The following is a 15,705-nucleotide window of genomic DNA, read 5'->3' on the forward strand; positions in this document are numbered from 1 at the left end:
CTGGGGCCCTCGGCCCAGCACCTCGCCTCACGAGCGATTGTCTACTGGCGGCGCATCAGGGGTCTGTCGCCCCGGATCGCGGAAGTCTTCCGCGTCCACGCCTGGCGGAATACGTATTTTTGCGCCGGCGCGATTCGGATCGGCAGGGCGATCATTCAAGGTGCGGTCGGTATCGCGACGCCGCATGCGTTCGTCCTCTTGCTCGCGCCGACTGGAAGGTGAAGTCGGTGACGAGGCTTTATCGGAGTCAGACATGGCGATCTCCCAAATCAAAGGCATCCGTTTAAAGGTAATTAATTAAAAACACCCATCATGTCGCAATTTTCGTTCCAGCCCCCGCACCCACGGCACGAAACTTGCAGTGCATTTGCTCCGCGCCCTGTGGCGCAGTCTCTCTGCCTAAGGAGCACACCATGAACTTGTCTATTCTTCGAATCCCGCTCTTTCTCACTCATGCTGTGCCGCGTCAACCCGGCCTGGGCCCCAGCGACTCATCGGACTCGGGCAGCGATCTGCCGGGCTCGGCTGGCGAACATGACACCGACTCACAGGGCACAGGGGAACGCGAAAGCGTAGAGCCGTCGCTAGAGGACGACAGCGGCGCCGACATTGAGACTGATCAGATTGTCGACGAAGACGAGGCGGGCGTGGCCCATACGCGACCCGATCCCATACGCAACGGCGGCGACGCGCAATAAATCTCACTTGGCCGGCGATGCCCGACGGCAGAGACGGCTTCGTTTCACCACAAGGAGAACGATAATGGACGTCAACTGGTCAGACCTCTTCCGGCTGACCGTACCGCCGCTAGAATTAATCATCCGCGGTACGGTCATGTATTGGTTCATATTGATAGTGCTGCGCATGGCTGGCCGGCGCGACGTAGGGTCGCTGGGTATCGCGGACATGTTGGTACTGGTGTTGATCGCCGACGCCGCGCAAAATGGCATGGCGGGCCAGTATCAGTCCATTACCGACGGCGCCATCCTGGTTGCCGTCATCGTGGGATGGGTAGCGCTGATTGACCGATTGACCTATTTCATGCCGCGACTGGGCACCTTGCTCAAGAGCGACAAGGTCTGCCTCGTACGCGACGGTCAGATCCTTCGCCGCAGCATGCGGCGCGAATACATCACGCCGGCCGAATTGATGAGCGAACTGCGGCAGCGCGGCATCGAAGATCTGTCGGAGATCCGCCGTGCCTATATGGAGCCTGATGGCAACATCAGCGTACTGAAACGGCATGGGAGCTCCTGACCCGTCCGATATTCAAGCAGCTAGCCCCTGCGAATGCGCAATGATCGTCGCGGGGGTGCGCGCGGTCGCCGTCAACTCGTCGTATACCGTCAACAGATCCCGCCCCACTTGGTGCCAGGTGAACAAGCGCCTGGCGCGTCGTGCACCGGCTCGACCCATTTCCCGACACAGGCTGGCATCGCCCGCCAGGTATACCAGACGTTGAGCCAACGCCTCGGGATCTCGCGCCGGCACCAGGAATCCCGTCTTGCCATCTTTGACAGTGCTACGTATGCCTCCGGTATCTGATCCCACGACCGGCTTGCCGCAGGCCATGGCTTCGACTGGAGTGATGCCAAATGGCTCGTACCAAGGCGTCGTCACGAACACATCGCTGGCGCAGTAATAGCAGCTCAGATCCTGCCGGTCTTTGCGTCCCACAAAATCCACAAACGGCGTCACCTCGGATTGCGCCGCCACGCGGTGCAGACGCGCCAACTCGGGGCTATCGCGTTGATCTCCACCCACCACACACAGACGGGCTGGCACACCATGCAAGCGGCGCAGCAAACCCAACGCCTCAATGACATTATCGACCCCTTTGCGCGGCACCATTCGACCCAGCTGCAGGATGTGGAATTCCCCATCTTGCCAAGCGAGCCTGCGGCGCGCTGCACGGGTATCGATGAGGGACATTTCCTGTGGATCATAGCCACACGGCACCACCCGGATACGGCGAGGATCCGCATCATACAAATTCAGCAAGTCCCGTCGGTCTTGCGGGCATTCCGCAATAATCCGGTCGGCCTCACGAACAATGTCACTCTCAATCTGAAAACGGTTATCCGGAAAGCGATCCGCTTCGCGTTGATGCAAACGCCGCACGCGCCCCAACGCATGAAATGTCACCACCAGGGGCACACCATAACGCTGTGATACCGCCAGACTGGCCAGCGCCGACATGAAAAAATTCGCGTGCACCACATCGTAAGGCCGTGTCTGTCGACCGAAGTGCCGCAACAAGAAGGCCCCGAAATCGTCCATATAAGGCAAGAGATCCTCTTTGGGAACGTAGCGCGCAGGGCCAGCGGGTACGTGAATCACCCGGATTCCCGCCTGCCACATCACCTCGGACGGCAAGAGTGCATCGTCCCTGCGTGTGAAGATATCAACCTGATGTCCCGCCGCGGCAAACTGGCGCGCCGTTTGGGCCACGTAGATATTCTGACCGCCGCTATCCACACCGCCGGCCAATGCCAATGGCGACGCATGTTCACTGACAATCGCAATCTTATTCATGAGGGATTCTCCATACGGGAAGCTGGCCCGGCGATCCGGGGACGATGCGCCGGAGGCTGCTCGACGCTTTCGGCCCAAGAAGCAAGCGGTATGCCGCCTCTGCCCTCGTCCTACCGGACCAACGTCGTCGCGCACTTCTTACACAAGCCCGTAAGAAAAGCCTGAAACGATCAGCAGAACAAGGTTGAGCCACGGGCGCCAAGCACCTGGCATGGATTTTGCATGGCTATCTGAGTGCCCATTGAATTTATGCCGCCCCAAAAAGGAGATCACGTTGATGCACACCGCTCATGAGTTGCGTTTGCACCAGCAAACCGCCCTGACACCCCGCCTGCAGCAGTCGGTCAAACTACTGCAGATGTCAGCCCTGGAGTTCAACCAAAAGGTACAGCAGGCGCTAGTCGAAAACCCTTTCCTCGAAGAAGATGAGGAAACCACCGCTGCCTACGCTCAAGATGATGGCGGCGACGGTGCCGCCCTTTCTGCCGAACCTGCTCCGACCGTGGCGCCCTCTGTTCCGGTCACCGACAGCCATCTACCGGAATATTCGGGGGACTATCCGATTTCGCATCGCACCAATGACGGCGCGCTTATGGACATGGGACAGTGGGTAGGCGCCTCGGTATCGCTGCAAGAGCGACTGAACCAAGAGCTGCGTACCTATCGCTTGTCTCCGCGCGACCGACTGCTAGCCCAGTACATCGTGCAGGCGCTTGATGAGGATGGGTATTTACGCCAGCCACTGCAAGAACTGGCCGACCACTCGGTTTTCAGTATCCCGCCCGACGAGAGCGAATGGCGCGCCGCACTAAGCTTGGTACAACAACTCGACGCGCCTGGACTCGCAGCGCGCGACTTGCGTGAATGCCTGACCCTGCAACTGAGAGGGCTGGACACTCAACGCCCCGGCGTCGCACTGGCGCGCCGTATCGTCGCGCAGCACCTGGACATTTTGGCTCGGCACGACTATGAAACCCTGCAACGCACGCTCGACTGCAGCGACAATGATTTGCGGCAGGCCTGCGGCGTGGTGCGTTCGCTCGATCCGAGGCCTGGACGAAGCTATGATCAAGCTCCTCCCGCCTACATTGTTCCCGACGTCATCGTACGCAAAGAAAACGGACAATGGCAAGTCCATTGCAATCGTGGCGCCGTACCGCAGCCGCGCCTGCACCGCGTCTACGCGGATCTGTTTCGCTCCACGCGCTATCGCGACCGCGGTCCCATGGCGCAAGAGCTACAAGAAGCACGTTGGCTGGTGCGCAATGTCGAACAGCGCTACAGCACCATCCAGCGGGTCGCCGAGGCCATCGTGCGTATGCAGCACATGTTCTTCGAGTACGGCCCTGTCGCCCTGCGACCGCTGATGCTGCGCGAGATATCCGCCGAGCTCGATATCCACGAATCCACCGTTTCGCGCGCCACGACCAACAAATATATGGCCACGCCGATGGGCATTCTGGAATTCAAATATTTTTTCTCGCGCGAACTCGCCACCGACACGGGCGGAACATGCTCCGCGGGTGCAGTACGCGCCCTGATCACCGACCTCATTGATAACGAAGACCCTCGTATGCCACTATCGGACGTGGAATTGGCAAGCAAGCTCGCCGCTGACGGCATCGTCGTCGCACGCCGCACGGTGTCGAAATACCGCGCGCAGATCAAGCGGCCGCCTGCCGAAATGCGGCGTCAATACTAAGGGTCACGCGAGATTCTCTGACGCGGACTGCAGACGGTGGTTTCGTACGATGGCAATGCTGTTGCGTGACGGCGGTGGGTTCTTTAGGCGCCACGGTCGGCGCGGCATAGGCCCGGCCGGCCTAATCGAAACGGCTCGGCCCAACCAGGGGCCTCGGCCCCGCTGCGCGGGGCTGCCCGTCTCTCAAAAGGCCGACCAGGCCTATGCCGCGCCGACCGTAGCTCGCAATGTCTCCCAGTATCCGCTGTTCTTTGTGCGTCGATCGACAGTTTTTGGTGTGTTGGCATTGCATCGTGCTAACGCAGGTCAAGGCGATTTCAGCATCGATGGCAAGCCACTACTGTGAGTCCGTGTGGTCTGCGGTGTGGCGGCGCCGGCCTTTTGAGAGACGGGCAGCCCCGCGCAGCGGGGCCGAGGCCCCTGGTTGGGCCGAGCCGTTTCGATTAGGCCGGCGCCGCCACACCGCAGACCACACGGACGCCTCAATAGCGCTCTTCGAAACAATGCAGCCCCAACGGCAGCATTACTATGCACGCCGTGTTGAAGTACGACGCTGGCTTACCTGGCTATTCGATATATCGCGTGCGCGGGTACAGGAATTGCGTTGCGACGGATGAAGCATTGTCTTTCGCACCCTCTTCTCAAGGAGCAGCCATGACCATTTCTCGCGTTGTCCACGGCCTGGGCGCCGTTATTCTCGCCACCATGCTGGCCGCCTGCGCCGCGCATGACGGGCACCGCAGCACCGGCCAGTACACTGATGACACCGCCCTGACCGCTCGCGTCAAGGCAGCGCTCGTGCAGGCCGACCGCGTGTCAGCTACTGATGTGCAAGTGGAAACCTATAACGGTGTCGTCCAATTAAGCGGTTTTGTCATTGACCAAGAAGCCGCCAATCAAGCAGTCATCGCGGCACGTAACGTAGATGGCGTCAAGGAAGTGCGCAATGACATCCAGGTACGTGCTCCCAGATAATCAACGAATGCGATAACAGCGAACGAGTCAGGCGCGTGGTGTGTCTGACTCGCCGCCATGTGGGGCAATCCACGCGCGCCTTCTAGCCGTTGACAATCTGCCCACCGTTCGGATGCATGACCTGGCCCGATGTATAGCTTGCGTCATCGCTCGCCAGAAACACGAAGCATGGCGCCACCTCATCGGGCTGACCAGGTCGTTGCATTGGCGTGTTCTTGCCAAATGACGCCAGGCTTTCCTCAGGAAATGTCGACGGGATCAAGGGCGTCCAGATCGGCCCCGGCGCGACCGCATTGACCCGAATGCCACGCTCGGCCAACGACGTGGACAGCGAACGGGTGAACGACACGACGGCTCCCTTGGTGGACGAATAATCGATCAGCTTGGGATTACCGTGGTACGCCGTCACCGATGTCGTATTAACGATGGAGGCGCCTTCTGACATCAGCGGCAGTATTTCTTGCGTCAAGCGAAACATGGCAAAGAAATTGGTGCGAAACGTGCGCTCGAGCTGCTGGCGCGTGATGGATTCGAACGACTCCATCACGTGCTGCTCGCCGGCGTTATTGACCAGCACGTCCACCTTGCCAAATTCCTTGCGCGCCAGCTCCACCACCTGCTTCAGGTGTGCTTCGTCGCCCAGGTCGCCAGCGATCAACACGCAACGCTGGCCCGTTTCGCGTACCAGTCGCTCAGTTTCGCGGGCGTCTTCGTGCTCTTCCAGGTAGGTGACCAGCACATCGGCCCCTTCCTTGGCAAAGGCGACCGCCACCGCTCGCCCGATGCCGCTATCGCCGCCGGTGATGACGGCACACCGCCCGCGCAGTTTGCCGGCGGCCAGGTAATTTCGTTCTTCACCCTCGGGGCGCGGAGCCATGCGGTCCTGCCGGCCGGGCTGGGCCTGTTGACGTGGCTTGCCGTCATCGCTGGCTTGCGGGGTGCGGTGAGTAGACATAGGGCTGATCTCCTGAATGCTGATTGAACTCGCGCGCCATCGCGCGTACGTCAGTCAGCCTCGCAAGCCTTGTGCCTAGATATATGACGGCATTAGCGAATTAGAGATCACACGTGACGGCGACGTTATTACCTTGGCGCCCGGTCATCACCATAGGCTATCGCGGTCGCTTATCAACCACCCGTCGTGCTTTGCCCGTCAGTGTCCGCTCGACAAACCCGCACTCCGCCACCCTCACCCGGGCGGTCACGCCGACATAGGACTTGACGGCCGCCTGCAGTTGCTTGCCTAGCGCCTCGCGCTCCAGCTCAAGCAAATTCGCAAACTCGTCTCGCACCTCGGTCAGGATCTCCAATTCGTCCAGATTGCCGGTGCGCGTCAGCACCAACTGATAATGCGGTGCCAGTTGGGCGATTTTCAGGACCTGCTCTTCGACTTGCGTGGGGAACAGATTGACGCCACGCACGATCAACATGTCATCGCTGCGGCCCGTGATCTTGCCGATGCGGCGCATGCTGCGCGATGTCGGGGGCAACAGTCGCGTTAAATCGCGCGTGCGATAGCGGATGATAGGCATGGCCTCTTTGGTCAAGGAGGTAAAGACCAATTCGCCGGACTCGCCGTCGGCGACGGGTTCGCCGGTGTCGGGATTAATGATCTCTGCGTAGAAATGATCTTCCCACACAACCGGACCGTCTTTGGTCTCTACGCATTCACTGGCTACCCCTGGCCCCATGACTTCCGACAGACCATAGATGTCTACCGCGTCTATCCCGCCCTCGTTTTCGATGTCTTGCCGCATTTGGCCAGTCCAGGGCTCCGCCCCGAAAATACCAATGCGCAACGAGCTTTGACGCGGGTCGATCCCCTGGCGACGTTGTTCTTCGAGGATATTGCAGAAGTACGACGGCGTCACCATGATGATGTCGGGACGGAAATCGCTAATCAACTGCACTTGCTTTTCAGTCTGTCCGCCTGACATGGGGATGACCGTGCAGCCCAATTTTTCCGCGCCGTAGTGCGCGCCGAGTCCACCGGTAAACAGTCCATAGCCATAGGCGATATGCACGAGATCTCCTCGCTTGCCGCCGGCGGCACGGATTGAACGCGCCACCAGGTTGGCCCAGTTATCGATATCTTGCGCGGTATAGCCCACCACGGTGGGCTTGCCGGTAGTACCGCTGGAGGCATGCACACGGGCCACCTGTTCGCGAGGCACGGCAAACATACCAAAGGGATAGTTCTCGCGCAGGTCTTTTTTAACGGTGAACGGAAACTTGGCGATGTCCGATAATTGCTTCAGATCATCGGGATGCACGCCCGCCGCATCAAATGCTTTCTTATAGTGCGGCACGTTCTGATAGGCGTGCGCCACCGTCCATTGCAGGCGCTGCAACTGCAACGCCTCGATCTCGTCACGGCTTGCGTGCTCGATAGGATCCAGTCCGGGTTTGCTCACGGTATTGGACATGGGTTTGTCTCCTGAAATGCGGGTCGGTTTGGGGCCGTTTTATCAACGTGTTCAAAGCGCGGCAATACCTGCGCATCGGCTGCGGTCAAGGTGCTGCCGGTGTTCCGACGATCTGCCCTTTAATGCGATACGAGCGCCCCCGGAACAACGCCAGCTGCCGCCCGTCCTGATTGGTAATGGTGACGTCGTAGACGCCGGTGCGCCCGGCCAGCGAGCGCTCTTGTGCGACAGCGGTCAGGACATCACCCGCGAAGCCCGGCGCCAGAAAATCGATCGTGCATCCCGAGGCCACGGTGCTGACGTTGCGCGAATTGCAGGCAAAGGCAAAGGTGCTATCGGCCAATGCGAACATAAAACCACCGTGGCAGGTCTGATGGCCATTGAGCATGTCAGAACGCACGGGCATCGTCAGGCGCGCATAACCCGGCGCGATTTCCACGATCTGCATGCCCAGGCTCTGGGTAGCGAGGTCAACCGCGTACATGGCGGCGCCGACGGTCTCGGCCAAGGCTTGTGGGTCGGCGGGTATCTCGAGATCGGCGACCGCGGGGGACAAGGACACTCGTTCGCTCATCATCGTCCTTTGAACTGAGGCTCGCGCTTGCCCATAAAGGCGGCGACGCCTTCGGCATAGTCCGCACTGCGTCCCAACTCGCGCATCAAGTCGCGTTCCAGATTCAGCTGCGTCTCCAGGTCATTCTGCAGGCTCACTTGCAGGGCCTGTTTGGTGCCGGCCAAGCCGCGTGTGGGTGCCGAAGCAAAATGCGTGGCCAGCTTGTCCAGGGCCGCATCGAAATCGGCGTCCGGCACACATTGCCAGATCAGGCCCCAGTCCTGGGCCTGCTGCGCGCTGATCTTGTCACCCAGCATCGCCAGTCCCATCGCGCGCGCGCGTCCGACCAGGCGCGGCAAGACATAGGTCCCACCCGTATCGGGAATCAGGCCCAAACGGCAGAACGACTGGATAAAGCTGGCGGACGCTTTGGCGATGACGATATCGCCGGCAAAGGCCAAGTTCGCGCCAGCCCCGGCGGCGATGCCATTGACACCAACCACGACGGGCATGGGCAATGCGTTCAAGCGACGTACCAGCGGTGCGTAGAACTTCTCCACCGTTTCCCCCAGATCAGGCGGGATACCGTCCGCCGCCATCTGGCGTTCACTGAGATCCTGCCCGGCACAAAAGCCACGCCCCATGCCCGTCAGGATCAGGACACGCGCACCGTCGTTCTCGACGCGGGTCAGTGCGTCGGCGACTTCGCCATGCATAGCGGCCGTAAAGCTGTTGAGCTTGTCCGGGCGGTTCAGCGTCAAACGCGCGATACCGCCTGACAGGTCAAACAAAATGCTCTGGTACGTCATGAGATATCACCTAGTCATACATGGCGGCGCGTCTGCACCACCCGGAATCGGTTGGACACGAATGCCGAATCAGAGAGCGCGGCGTTGGCTGACGGATTGGCACCGGTTCCATGAAAATCACTGAACGCCGCAGTCTGGTTCACAAAGACAGCGCCGGTCAAGTTCAGCGATAGCGCGACCCCCGAGACCTCTGCCGCATCCTGTATGTGGTCGGCCACCGTATCGTCGGTCGTGTAGGCGGAAAAAGACAACGCGCCATGCTGGATCACGCTGTCGCGTGCCAGTTGGATACTGTGTTCGGTCGAGTCCGTGGCCACCACGAACGCAATCGGCCCGAACCATTCCTTGCTGATATCGGGATTGCCGGCCTCGGCGCGCAATAACAAGGGGGTATGCACGCGCGCCCCCTCGAATTGAGGATGCGTCAGCGCCTGGCTATCGGCCAGCACGGGCAGGCCCAGCGCACGCGCCTGCTCAACGCGTTTGACGATGCCCTCGTTCTGAATCGCCCCGGTCAGTTCCACCACCTTGGCGGGATCCGCGCACAGCTTGTTGATGGCCGTTCCCAGTGCTGCCGCGACATCATCAAAACTGACCGGTCCCTCGGCCGTCTGAATACCGTCACGAGGCACGTAGATATTCTGCGGCGCCGTGCACATCTGTCCCGAGTACAGCGTCAGTGAGAACGCCAGATTGCGCACCACGCCTTTGAGGTCATCGGCGGAATCGATGATCACTTGATTAACGCCGGCCTTCTCGGTGTACACCTGCGCCTGACGCGCATTTTGCTCCAGCCAGTTGCCGTTGGCGCTGCTGCCCGTGAAATCAATGATCTTGACGCTCGGGTCCTGTGCCAATTGCTGTGCAGTATCGTCGCTGGCTTCGTGCGCGGCGAGCTGCACGACGTCGGGATCAAACCCCGCCTCTTTCAGCACTTCGCGAGCCACCTGCACGGTGAGGGCCAATGGCAAAATCGCAGCGGGATGCGGTTTGATGATCACCGTGTTGCCAGTGGCCAGACTGGCAAACAGCCCCGGATAGCCATTCCAGGTCGGAAAGGTCGAGCACCCAATCACCAGCGCCGTACCGCGCGGCACCACGGTGAAGCGCTTTTCCATTTTGATGGGATCGTTCTTACCCTGGGGCTTTTCCCAAAGCGCAACGTCCGGAATGCGCGCCATTTCCTGCCATGCATAGGCCACGGCCTCCAGCCCGCGGTCCTGCGCATGCGGCCCGCCGGCCTGAAAGGCCATCATGAAACCCTGACCCGTCGTGTGCTGCACCGCATGGGCAATCTCGAAACTGCGCTTGTTAAGGCGAGCCAGTATCTCCATCGATACACCGACCCAGACCCGAGGGCCGGCACGACGCCAGGTCTCCTGCGCGCGGGCCGCGGACTGCACCAGCCTCGCAGGGCGCACGCGCGGATACGTGATGCCCAAGGCAAAACCATAGGGTGATTGCTCTGCCCCTACTGTCCCATCGGCGCCGTCCAGTGCCAATGGAAACGCCTTGCCGCGCAACGCCTCAAATGCGGCGCGCCCGTCCTCATTGGCCGTCTCGCCATAGTTGCGTGGACTGGGCGACTCCGGAAACGGGCTCCAGTAACCACGGTCGGCGGCGGCGGCTACAGCACGCTCTAGTACAGGCTGATGACGTTCAAAAAAATCTGATGACACGAGCGAATCTCCCGGATAAAACTATTTCAGATAAGCGTTCTAACGTTGTTGCCCGCGCAACCCGCCACGCTCAAGTTTCTTGATCAAAATCCAACACCAGCCGATCAGTGACTGGAAAACTCTGGCAACTGAGCACAAAACCGCGCGCGACCTCGTAATCCTCAAGGGCGAAGTTCGCGTCCATATCGACCTCGCCTTCGATGACCTTGCAGCGACATGTCGAACACACTCCACCTTTGCAGGAGTACGGCAGCTCGACTCCCTGCGCCAGCGCTGCGTCCAGCACACTGTCCTTATTCTTGTCGATCACAAAACTGCGGCTGTGACCGTCTTGCACCACCGTGACCTGGCACTGTCCCTTGCCGGGGGCTGTTGGCGCCTCTCGTCCCGTACGCAGCGCACGGGGTCCACGTGGTGCGCCAAATAGCTCGAATTTGATCTGCGATTTGGGTAAACCACGATCCTGTAAATGCTGCACCACACTGTCGATCATGGTGTGCGGGCCACAGACAAACGCAAAATCGATATCGTCAGGCGACATCCATGCCGACAGCAGTTGGTCCACCTTGTCGCCATCCAGACGACCGTTGAACAACTCAATATCCTGGTTTTCCCGGCTCATGATGTAAACCAGCGAAAATCGATCCATGTACTGGTTCTTCAAGTCCTCGATCTCTTCGCGAAACAACACCGACGACGACGCGCGATTACCAAAGAACAGCGTGAACCGGCTATGCGGTTCGGTCGACAACGCGGTCTTCACGAGCGAAAACACCGGCGTAATCCCGCTTCCCACCGCAAACGCCACGTAGTGGTGATGGTTCTCCGGCGAAAAATCCACCGTGAAATTTCCCGCGGGCGGCATGACCTCCAGCAGCTGCCCCGGCTGCAGCTCGTGATTGGCCCAACTGGAGAACGCGCCCTCGTCGACCTTCTTGATTGCGACACGCAACAGCCCATCGCCTGGCGCAGAACAAATGGAATAGGAACGACGCAGTTCCTCGCCATCGAGCTCGGTGCGTAACGTCAGATACTGCCCAGGGCGAAACGCAAACTGCGATTGCAGCGCTTCAGGTAAATCGAAAGTCACCACTACTGCGTCGCGCGTATTGCGCGCCACCGAAGCCACTTTCAGGGAATGAAACGGAGTCTGACTCATGACGCAATACAGCCCTGCTCAGTGTGTTTTGAAATAATCGAATGGCTCGCGACATGCATCGCAGCGATAAAGCGCTTTGCATGAGGTCGAACCAAAATGACTCACCAGCCGTGTCTGCGACGAACCGCAATGCGGGCACGCCACCGTAGGCTGCGCCACGCGCCGGCTGATGCCGGAAATATCAATCGCACGCTCGACCGGCGCGGCGATGCCATAGCCTTTTAGTGCCGCGCGTCCCCGTGCGCTCATCCAATCCGTCGTCCAGGCGGGCGCCAGTCGCGTCTGCACGTGCACCGCCCTAACGCCATGATCCGCCAGCGTGCGCCGAATATCCTCGGTGATCTCGCGCATGGCCGGGCAGCCGGAATATGTAGGCGTAATCGTGACCACACAGGTCTCGCCCTGCCACGCGACATCGCGTACTACGCCCAGATCCACCACGGACAACACCGGGATTTCGGGATCGGGCACGCTTTCCAGCCAGGTCATGATCTGGCTCGGCGGCACCGTGCTGACGCTATTCACCACACCGCTCCTGGATGGGCGCGTGGCAGGGATTGCATTTCGGCCAAGACATAGCTGAGCGCCTCGGTATGGCGTCCCTGACGGCCGCCCTGATAGGCTGCGTGCCCCGCGTCTGCTTCGCCGGGTATCGTCAGCGTCGCCTCGTCCAGTACCTCACGCACATGCGCCAGCCACGGTTCACGCAAGGCAGCCAATTCACCGGCCACGCCCCGTGCCACCATATCCTGATCGACGGCATCATCGACAAACAGCTCACCGGTATAACGCCATGCGTCGTCAATCGCCTCCTGCATCTTGGCATGACTGACATCGGATCCATCGCCCAGGCGCACCACCAGATCAGACGAACGACGCACGTGATAAGTCACCTCTTTCAGCGACTTCTCGGCGATCGCCGCCACACGCTCATCGCTGGACTGCGTCAAACGCTGCAGCAAGAAGTAATGCCACACGTCAAAAAAGAATTGCCGCGCCAGCGTGTCGCCATAGTGACCATTAGGCCGCTCGACCAGAATCAGGTTACGAAACTCATGTGCATGACGCAGATACGCCAATGCGTCCTCGTCGCGTCCCGCGCCTTCGACCTCCCCGGCCAGTGTCAACCACATGCGTGCCTGACCCAGCAAATCCAGCGCAGTATTGGTCAGCGCCAGATCTTCCTCCAGTGCCGGGCCGTGGCCACACCATTGCGACAGACGCTGCGACAGAATCAGCGTGCTATCGCCCAAGCGCAACAGGTACTCGAATAACGACTTATCCATATCCGTGCCCCGTCACATGTGCTTGATTTCGTCAGGCATCGGAAAAAACGTGGGATGCCGATAGACCTTGTTATTAGCCGGATCGAACAACGGCTCTTTATCGGCCGGGCTGCTCGCCACAATGTCCGCTGCGCGCACCACCCAGATACTCAATCCTTCGTTGCGCCGGGTATAAACATCGCGCGCATGATTAATGGCCATTTCGGCATCCGGGGCATGCAAGCTGCCCACATGTTTATGCGCTAGACCATGCTGACTGCGGATGAAGACTTCCCACAACGGCCATTCCTTGCTCATGATGCATACCCTTCAGTATCGGACGACGAGCGCCATCCAGAAAAATTCGCGTCGCGCGTTCGGCTTGACGTACGCCTACGCCGCCTTGCGCTGCGCCCGCTTCTCGGCATATGCCACCAGGCCCTCACGCACCCAGGCCCCTGCTTCGTGTGCTTGCTGACGCGCCGCGAGACGCTCGCGATTGCAGGGCCCATTGCCCTTGATCACCGCATAAAACTCAGACCAGTCAATCTCGCCAAAGTCATAATGACCGCGTTCCGCGTTCCACTTCAGATCGGGATCGGGCACCGTCAGACCCAGATACTCGGCCTGGGGCACCGTCTGATCCACCATCTTCTGGCGCAATTCATCATTCGAAAACAGTTTGATTTTCCAGGCCATCGATTGGGCACTATTAGGCGACTCGGCGTCCGAGGGCCCAAACATCATCAACGCCGGCCACCACCAGCGATTGAGCGCATCCTGACACATCGCCTTTTGCTCGGGCGTGCCATGCAGACACATCTGCATCAGCAGGTCATAGCCCTGCCGCTGATGAAAGGACTCCTCTTTACAGACACGCACCATCGCGCGCGCATAAGGACCATACGAACAGCGGCACAAAGGAATCTGGTTGATGATGGCGGACCCATCCACCAGCCAGCCGACCATGCCGATATCCGCCCACGACAATGTGGGGTAATTGAAAATGCTCGAATACTTTGCGCGCCCCGTCAGCAGCTCGTCGACCAACTCATCGCGCGATACGCCCAGCGTCTCGGCAGCGCTATACAGATACAGACCATGCCCCGCCTCGTCCTGCACCTTGGCCAACAAAATGGCCTTGCGCTTGAGCGAGGGCGCGCGAGTGATCCAGTTTCCCTCAGGCAGCATACCCACGATCTCGGAATGCGCATGCTGAGAAATCTGCCGGATCAGCGTCTTGCGATACGCCTCGGGCATCCAGTCTTGCGGCTCGATTCGTACACCGTCGTCCACGCGACGCTGAAAAGCCTGCTCGGGACCGGAGAGCTGATCCGTGCTGCGGACCTGTTTGATACCGGTTTCGACTAGCTGCGCATACATATTCGTCTCCTGAACGGTCGCAACATGGCCCCAAAAAGCACCCACGCCGGTCGTTTGTTTGACTTGGCTTAAGACGATTATTTAATACAGAAAATTAATTGTCAAAAGTATTTTTGTATCATATCAGAAATGTGTATCATGTCGGGAATTCTGATATCCGGCCTGAATTTCGATGGCGTCCCCCCCTTTTTCACTGGGCCACTACGTTGCCCAATTACTCAAAGACGACCCACCCCGCGCCAAATCGCTGTGCGTCAGTCTCCTGGGCGACGCCCTCGCCTGCCATGGCGGCGCGATCTGGCTAGGCGGCATCATTGAATTGCTGGAGCCCTTGGGTATCAACGAGCGGCTCCTGCGCACTAGCGTCTTCCGCCTTGTCGCCCAAGGCTGGCTCCAGGCCGAACGCCACGGACGACGCAGCCTGTACCAACTCTCGGAACAAGGCCTGCGACGCACCGCGCATGCCTCGCAACGTATTTACGATGGCCCGGCGGCCGACTGGAACGGCGACTGGACACTCGTCGCTCTGCCCCGTCTGGGCAACAACGGCCTGACCGAACGCACCGAGTTGCGCCGCGAACTAGAGTGGGAAGGCTTCGCCATGATCGCGCCCGGCCTGTTCGCCCACCCACAAGCCGACGCCCACACCGCCCACGAAATCCTCGAAAAGCTCGGCATTCCCGACAAAGTCCTGGTCCTCTGCGGCCGCGACCTGGCGGGCGCGGGCGGCCTACCCATCGCGAGCCTGGCCCCCCAATGCTGGAATCTAGACACCCTGGCCGCGCAATACCATCACTTTTCCAGCCAACTCTCCCCCCTGGACAAACTGCTGGACCACCCTGCCGCCCCCGCCGACGCCTTCGCCGCCCGCATGCTCCTGCTACACACCTGGCGCCGCATCGTCCTGCACGACCCGCAGCTCCCCGTGCCCATGCTGCCCGAGCACTGGCCGGGCCACGCCGCACGCGAGCTCTGCGGCAAGATCTACTGGAAATTGTTCGACGCATCAGAACAGCATCTAAATGCCATCGCAGGCAAAGACAACGATCGCTACACGCCGCTTTCTAAACAGGTCTATGCGCGATTCGGGGGGCGTCCGGCTTAGTCGTTGCAGTACTTGCTGATGCGGGGGGTCTCTCTATTGAGACGTCCCTGTCCGGTGCCATGGCCACGGTGGCCTGTTTGAGGATCGGGCAGTCCCGCGCAGCGGGACCGAGGC

18 protein-coding genes are annotated in these 15,705 nt (G+C 60.0%); 6 read left to right on the forward strand and 12 right to left on the reverse strand.

The genetic code is table 11. From position 1 onward, the window contains the following. Positions 1-27: 27 nt before the first annotated feature. On the reverse strand, positions 28-255 hold the full coding sequence (locus ACNAZS_RS23565; RefSeq protein WP_415792965.1) for a hypothetical protein: 228 nt from the start codon (positions 253-255) through the stop codon (positions 28-30). 158 nt (positions 256-413) lie between these two features. Here ACNAZS_RS23565 and ACNAZS_RS23570 point away from each other — a divergent pair, with 158 nt between their 5' ends. After that, positions 414-698: a MatE family transporter gene (locus ACNAZS_RS23570; RefSeq protein ID WP_415792966.1), complete on the forward strand. Its 285-nt coding sequence runs from the start codon at positions 414-416 to the stop codon at positions 696-698. Between the two features lie 64 nt (positions 699-762). Beyond that, positions 763-1,257 carry a DUF421 domain-containing protein gene (locus ACNAZS_RS23575; RefSeq protein WP_415792967.1) on the forward strand — a complete coding sequence of 165 codons (495 nt, stop codon included), beginning with the start codon at positions 763-765 and terminating at the stop codon, positions 1,255-1,257. Positions 1,258-1,269: 12 nt separating this feature from the next. Here the strand turns inward: ACNAZS_RS23575 and ACNAZS_RS23580 are convergent, their stop codons facing one another. Further along, positions 1,270-2,535 carry a glycosyltransferase gene (locus ACNAZS_RS23580; protein ID WP_415792968.1) on the reverse strand — a complete coding sequence of 422 codons (1,266 nt, stop codon included), beginning with the start codon at positions 2,533-2,535 and terminating at the stop codon, positions 1,270-1,272. Positions 2,536-2,812: 277 nt separating this feature from the next. On the opposite strand from ACNAZS_RS23580, the gene ACNAZS_RS23585 reads away from it, so the two are divergent. The 3 genes from ACNAZS_RS23585 (at position 2,813) to ACNAZS_RS23595 (ending at position 5,212) form a co-directional block, all read left to right on the forward strand. Continuing rightward, entirely contained in the window at positions 2,813-4,237 is a 1,425-nt protein-coding gene (locus ACNAZS_RS23585) for an RNA polymerase factor sigma-54 (RefSeq protein WP_415792969.1), read from the forward strand. A 49-nt stretch (positions 4,238-4,286) separates the two neighbouring features. Continuing rightward, positions 4,287-4,583 (forward strand): hypothetical protein, encoded by a 297-nt coding sequence (locus ACNAZS_RS23590; protein WP_415792970.1) that lies wholly within the window; start codon positions 4,287-4,289, stop codon positions 4,581-4,583. 308 nt (positions 4,584-4,891) lie between these two features. Then, the gene (locus tag ACNAZS_RS23595) at positions 4,892-5,212 is read left to right on the forward strand and encodes a BON domain-containing protein (protein WP_415792971.1); all 321 of its coding nucleotides are present in this window, start codon (positions 4,892-4,894) and stop codon (positions 5,210-5,212) included. A gap of 82 nt (positions 5,213-5,294) precedes the next feature. On the opposite strand, the gene ACNAZS_RS23600 is transcribed toward ACNAZS_RS23595, so the two are convergent. The 10 genes from ACNAZS_RS23600 to paaA all read right to left on the reverse strand — a co-directional run bounded on the left by ACNAZS_RS23600 (position 5,295) and on the right by paaA (position 14,486). Continuing rightward, positions 5,295-6,167, reverse strand: a complete 873-nt coding sequence (locus ACNAZS_RS23600) for an SDR family oxidoreductase (protein WP_415792972.1) — start codon at positions 6,165-6,167, stop codon at positions 5,295-5,297. A gap of 157 nt (positions 6,168-6,324) precedes the next feature. Next, positions 6,325-7,638 carry a phenylacetate--CoA ligase PaaK gene (gene paaK, locus ACNAZS_RS23605; RefSeq protein ID WP_415792973.1) on the reverse strand — a complete coding sequence of 438 codons (1,314 nt, stop codon included), beginning with the start codon at positions 7,636-7,638 and terminating at the stop codon, positions 6,325-6,327. 85 nt (positions 7,639-7,723) lie between these two features. Next, positions 7,724-8,194, reverse strand: a complete 471-nt coding sequence (gene paaI / locus ACNAZS_RS23610; protein WP_415792993.1) for a hydroxyphenylacetyl-CoA thioesterase PaaI — start codon at positions 8,192-8,194, stop codon at positions 7,724-7,726. A gap of 17 nt (positions 8,195-8,211) precedes the next feature. Continuing rightward, entirely contained in the window at positions 8,212-9,000 is a 789-nt protein-coding gene (paaG, locus tag ACNAZS_RS23615) for a 2-(1,2-epoxy-1,2-dihydrophenyl)acetyl-CoA isomerase PaaG (protein ID WP_415792975.1), read from the reverse strand. A gap of 14 nt (positions 9,001-9,014) precedes the next feature. Continuing rightward, a complete protein-coding gene (gene paaN / locus ACNAZS_RS23620; RefSeq protein WP_415792977.1) occupies positions 9,015-10,679 on the reverse strand; it encodes a phenylacetic acid degradation protein PaaN in 1,665 nt (554 codons plus the stop codon). A gap of 70 nt (positions 10,680-10,749) precedes the next feature. Continuing rightward, entirely contained in the window at positions 10,750-11,838 is a 1,089-nt protein-coding gene (gene paaE, locus ACNAZS_RS23625) for a 1,2-phenylacetyl-CoA epoxidase subunit PaaE (RefSeq protein ID WP_415792978.1), read from the reverse strand. 18 nt (positions 11,839-11,856) lie between these two features. Then, the gene (gene paaD / locus ACNAZS_RS23630) at positions 11,857-12,327 is read right to left on the reverse strand and encodes a 1,2-phenylacetyl-CoA epoxidase subunit PaaD (RefSeq protein ID WP_415792994.1); all 471 of its coding nucleotides are present in this window, start codon (positions 12,325-12,327) and stop codon (positions 11,857-11,859) included. A gap of 32 nt (positions 12,328-12,359) precedes the next feature. Continuing rightward, positions 12,360-13,124, reverse strand: coding sequence for a 1,2-phenylacetyl-CoA epoxidase subunit PaaC (paaC, locus tag ACNAZS_RS23635; protein WP_415792979.1), 765 nt, complete (start codon positions 13,122-13,124; stop codon positions 12,360-12,362). A gap of 12 nt (positions 13,125-13,136) precedes the next feature. Further along, positions 13,137-13,421 (reverse strand): 1,2-phenylacetyl-CoA epoxidase subunit PaaB, encoded by a 285-nt coding sequence (paaB, locus tag ACNAZS_RS23640; protein ID WP_230664500.1) that lies wholly within the window; start codon positions 13,419-13,421, stop codon positions 13,137-13,139. Positions 13,422-13,496: 75 nt separating this feature from the next. Then, positions 13,497-14,486: a 1,2-phenylacetyl-CoA epoxidase subunit PaaA gene (paaA, locus tag ACNAZS_RS23645; RefSeq protein WP_415792980.1), complete on the reverse strand. Its 990-nt coding sequence runs from the start codon at positions 14,484-14,486 to the stop codon at positions 13,497-13,499. Positions 14,487-14,658: 172 nt separating this feature from the next. On the opposite strand from paaA, the gene paaX reads away from it, so the two are divergent. Continuing rightward, entirely contained in the window at positions 14,659-15,591 is a 933-nt protein-coding gene (paaX, locus tag ACNAZS_RS23650) for a phenylacetic acid degradation operon negative regulatory protein PaaX (RefSeq protein WP_415792981.1), read from the forward strand. Positions 15,592-15,705 lie beyond the last annotated feature (114 nt).

Origin of the sequence: Bordetella tumulicola (assembly GCF_965138755.1) — a bacterium.
Lineage (GTDB): Bacteria > Pseudomonadota > Gammaproteobacteria > Burkholderiales > Burkholderiaceae_B > Bordetella_A > Bordetella_A tumulicola.

Coding starts and splice junctions, on each gene's coding strand:
- paaD (WP_415792994.1), bottom strand. CDS start 12,327: ATGACCTGGCTGGAAAGCGTGCCCGATCCCGAAATCCCGGTGTTGTCC.
- ACNAZS_RS23580 (WP_415792968.1), bottom strand. CDS start 2,535: ATGAATAAGATTGCGATTGTCAGTGAACATGCGTCGCCATTGGCATTG.
- paaA (WP_415792980.1), bottom strand. CDS start 14,486: ATGTATGCGCAGCTAGTCGAAACCGGTATCAAACAGGTCCGCAGCACG.
- ACNAZS_RS23565 (WP_415792965.1), bottom strand. CDS start 255: ATGTCTGACTCCGATAAAGCCTCGTCACCGACTTCACCTTCCAGTCGG.
- ACNAZS_RS23575 (WP_415792967.1), top strand. CDS start 763: ATGGACGTCAACTGGTCAGACCTCTTCCGGCTGACCGTACCGCCGCTA.
- paaB (WP_230664500.1), bottom strand. CDS start 13,421: ATGAGCAAGGAATGGCCGTTGTGGGAAGTCTTCATCCGCAGTCAGCAT.
- ACNAZS_RS23595 (WP_415792971.1), top strand. CDS start 4,892: ATGACCATTTCTCGCGTTGTCCACGGCCTGGGCGCCGTTATTCTCGCC.
- paaE (WP_415792978.1), bottom strand. CDS start 11,838: ATGAGTCAGACTCCGTTTCATTCCCTGAAAGTGGCTTCGGTGGCGCGC.
- paaG (WP_415792975.1), bottom strand. CDS start 9,000: ATGACGTACCAGAGCATTTTGTTTGACCTGTCAGGCGGTATCGCGCGT.
- ACNAZS_RS23590 (WP_415792970.1), top strand. CDS start 4,287: ATGGCAATGCTGTTGCGTGACGGCGGTGGGTTCTTTAGGCGCCACGGT.
- paaK (WP_415792973.1), bottom strand. CDS start 7,638: ATGTCCAATACCGTGAGCAAACCCGGACTGGATCCTATCGAGCACGCA.
- ACNAZS_RS23570 (WP_415792966.1), top strand. CDS start 414: ATGAACTTGTCTATTCTTCGAATCCCGCTCTTTCTCACTCATGCTGTG.
- paaX (WP_415792981.1), top strand. CDS start 14,659: ATGGCGTCCCCCCCTTTTTCACTGGGCCACTACGTTGCCCAATTACTC.
- ACNAZS_RS23585 (WP_415792969.1), top strand. CDS start 2,813: ATGCACACCGCTCATGAGTTGCGTTTGCACCAGCAAACCGCCCTGACA.
- paaC (WP_415792979.1), bottom strand. CDS start 13,124: ATGGATAAGTCGTTATTCGAGTACCTGTTGCGCTTGGGCGATAGCACG.
- ACNAZS_RS23600 (WP_415792972.1), bottom strand. CDS start 6,167: ATGTCTACTCACCGCACCCCGCAAGCCAGCGATGACGGCAAGCCACGT.